We start from the raw sequence: 3,499 nt of genomic DNA on the forward strand, positions 1-3,499 counted from the left end.
TGGTGAGGGGTACCGCCCGTACTTTGAGAACTACACAGTGGACGCGAGCATCTTGCAACTGGTCTTTGATCAGTTGCGCAAGATGATCTTAAAGATCATTAGTCAATTTCTGATTCAGTCTTCGGACTGGTCGGGTTTTTGATTCAAACTCATGTGATTTCAAGTCTTTAAGAGCAAACGGTGGATGCCTTGGCATCTGGAGCCGAAGAAGGACGTAGCAATCTGCGATAAGCCTCGGGGAACTGATAAGCAAGTTTTGATCCGAGGGTGTCCGAATGGGGAAACCCCGCTGGGCGGCGTGCCGACCTAGTGACTCCCGCCTGAATATATAGGGCGGGTAGAGGGAACGTGGGGAAGTGAAACATCTCAGTACCCACAGGAAGAGAAAGCAACCGCGATTCCGTTAGTAGTGGCGAGCGAAACCGGATCAGGCTAAACCGAGTGTGTGTGATATCCGGCAGGAGTTGCATATTCGGGGTTGTGGGACTCACCAGTCAGTTCTGCCGAGCTGGCGACGTTACAGAAGCGTATAGACGAACGGTCTTGAAAGGCCGGTCATAGAGGGTGCCAACCCCGTAGTCGAAATGCGTGTTCTGGCGTGGAGAGTATCCCAAGTAGCACGGGGCCCGTGAAATCCCGTGTGAATCTGTCAGGACCACCTGATAAGCCTAAATACTCCCAGATGACCGATAGCGGACAAGTACCGTGAGGGAAAGGTGAAAAGTACCCCGGGAGGGGAGTGAAATAGTACCTGAAACCGTTTGCTTACAAACCGTTGGAGCACCCCTGGTAGGTGTGACAGCGTGCCTTTTGAAGAATGAGCCTGCGAGTTAGCGATATGTGGCGAGGTTAACCCGTGTGGGGTAGCCGTAGCGAAAGCGAGTCTGAATAGGGCGATTCAGTCGCATGTCCTAGACCCGAAGCGAAGTGATCTATCCATGGCCAGGTTGAAGCGACGGTAAGACGTCGTGGAGGACCGAACCCACTTAGGTTGAAAACTGAGGGGATGAGCTGTGGATAGGGGTGAAAGGCCAATCAAACTTCGTGATAGCTGGTTCTCTCCGAAATGCATTTAGGTGCAGCGTTGCGTGTTTCTTGCCGGAGGTAGAGCTACTGGATGGCCGATGGGCCCTACAAGGTTACTGACGTCAGCCAAACTCCGAATGCCGGTAAGTGAGAGCGCAGCAGTGAGACTGTGGGGGATAAGCTTCATAGTCGAGAGGGAAACAACCCAGACCACCAACTAAGGTCCCAAAGCGCGTGCTAAGTGGGAAAGGATGTGGAGTTGCTCTGACAACCAGGAGGTTGGCTTAGAAGCAGCCACCCTTGAAAGAGTGCGTAATAGCTCACTGGTCAAGTGATTCCGCGCCGACAATGTAACGGGGCTCAAGCACGCCACCGAAGTTGTGGCATTGACATTATTGGTAGGCCTTCGTGGTCCAGCCGTGTTGATGGGTAGGAGAGCGTCGTGTGGCCAGCGAAGCGGCGGTGGAAACCAGCCGTGGAGGCTACACGAGTGAGAATGCAGGCATGAGTAGCGAATGACGTGTGAGAAACACGTCCTCCGAAAGACCAAGGGTTCCAGGGTCAAGCTAATCTTCCCTGGGTAAGTCGGGACCTAAGGCGAGGCCGACAGGCGTAGTCGATGGACAACGGGTTGATATTCCCGTACCGGCGAAGAACCGCCCAAGCTAATCCAGTGGTGCTAAACGTCCGAGCCTTCACATCGTTGCCTTCGGGTGACACCGTGGAGGGGAGCACGTGACCCCATGCTGGTGCGGTTAGCGTATTAACAGGTGTGACGCAGGAAGGTAGTCCAAGCCAGGCGATGGTTGTCCTGGTGCAAGTGCGTAGGCCGAGTCGTAGGCAAATCCGCGACTCATACAGGCTGAGACACGATGCGGATAAAAAGTGGATGATCCTATGCTGCCGAGAAAAGCATCGACGCGAGGTTCTAGCTGCCCGTACCCCAAACCGACTCAGGTGGTCAGGTAGAGAATACCAAGGAGATCGAGAGAATCGTGGTTAAGGAACTCGGCAAAATGCCCCCGTAACTTCGGGAGAAGGGGGGCCTTCGACGTATTAGGACTTGCTCCGAAAGCGTTTGGAGGCCGCAGAGACTAGTGGGTAGCGACTGTTTACTAAAAACACAGGTCCGTGCCAAGTCGCAAGACGATGTATACGGACTGACGCCTGCCCGGTGCTGGAAGGTTAAGAGGACCGGTTAGCCGCAAGGCGAAGCTGAGAATTTAAGCCCCAGTAAACGGCGGTGGTAACTATAACCATCCTAAGGTAGCGAAATTCCTTGTCGGGTAAGTTCCGACCTGCACGAATGGCGTAACGACTTCCCAACTGTCTCAACCGCGAACTCGGCGAAATTGCATTACGAGTAAAGATGCTCGTTACGCGCAGCAGGACGGAAAGACCCCGTGACCTTTACTACAGCTTGGTATTGGTGTTCGGTGTGGCTTGTGTAGGATAGGTGGGAGACTTTGAAGCGGTGACGCCAGTTACCGTGGAGTCATTGTTGAAATACCACTCTGGTCACTCTGGATATCTAACTTCGAACCGTAATCCGGTTCAGGGACAGTGCCTGGTGGGTAGTTTAACTGGGGCGGTTGCCTCCCAAAAAGTAACGGAGGCGCCCAAAGGTTCCCTCAACCTGGTTGGCAATCAGGTGGCGAGTGTAAGTGCACAAGGGAGCTTGACTGTGAGACTGACAGGTCGAGCAGGGACGAAAGTCGGGACTAGTGATCCGGCAGTGGCTTGTGGAAGCGCTGTCGCTCAACGGATAAAAGGTACCTCGGGGATAACAGGCTGATCTTGCCCAAGAGTCCATATCGACGGCATGGTTTGGCACCTCGATGTCGGCTCGTCGCATCCTGGGGCTGGAGTAGGTCCCAAGGGTTGGGCTGTTCGCCCATTAAAGCGGTACGCGAGCTGGGTTTAGAACGTCGTGAGACAGTTCGGTCCCTATCCGCTGCGCGCGTAGGAAGTTTGAGAGGATCTGACCCTAGTACGAGAGGACCGGGTTGGACGAACCTCTGGTGTGTCAGTTGTTCCGCCAGGAGCACCGCTGATTAGCTACGTTCGGGATGGATAACCGCTGAAAGCATCTAAGCGGGAAGCCGGCCTCAAGATGAGACTTCCATACCTTCGGGTGAGAGGCTCCCAGCCAGACTACTGGGTTGATAGGCCAGATGTGGAAGCACGGTAACGTGTGCAGCTGACTGGTACTAATAAGCCGATGACTTGATAACACACCGTTTGTTGGTGCTTGCGTCCACTGAGTGGTTCTCGATGTACGGTCGAGAACTACCTTCAACAATGATTCATCATTGCTTTAGGTTTGATTGAAACATCAATAGTGTTTCGGCGGCCATAGCGTGAGGGAAACGCCCGGTCACATTCCGAACCCGGAAGCTAAGCCTCACAGCGCCGATGGTACTGCAGGGGGGACCCTGTGGGAGAGTAGGACACCGCCGGACTCCTTTTAGTC

Annotated in this window: 2 rRNA genes; both read left to right on the top strand. The window is 54.1% G+C overall.

The annotated features are described in order from the left end of the window. Window positions 1-157 precede the first annotated feature (157 nt). Window positions 158-3,260 (top strand): 23S ribosomal RNA (locus tag AB0300_RS18715). 111 nt (window positions 3,261-3,371) lie between these two features. Then, window positions 3,372-3,488 (top strand): 5S ribosomal RNA (gene rrf, locus AB0300_RS18720). The last annotated feature ends 11 nt before the right edge of the window (window positions 3,489-3,499 follow it).

The sequence above is a fragment of the Microbacterium sp. NPDC078814 genome (genome assembly GCF_040702645.1).
Lineage (GTDB): Bacteria > Actinomycetota > Actinomycetes > Actinomycetales > Microbacteriaceae > Microbacterium.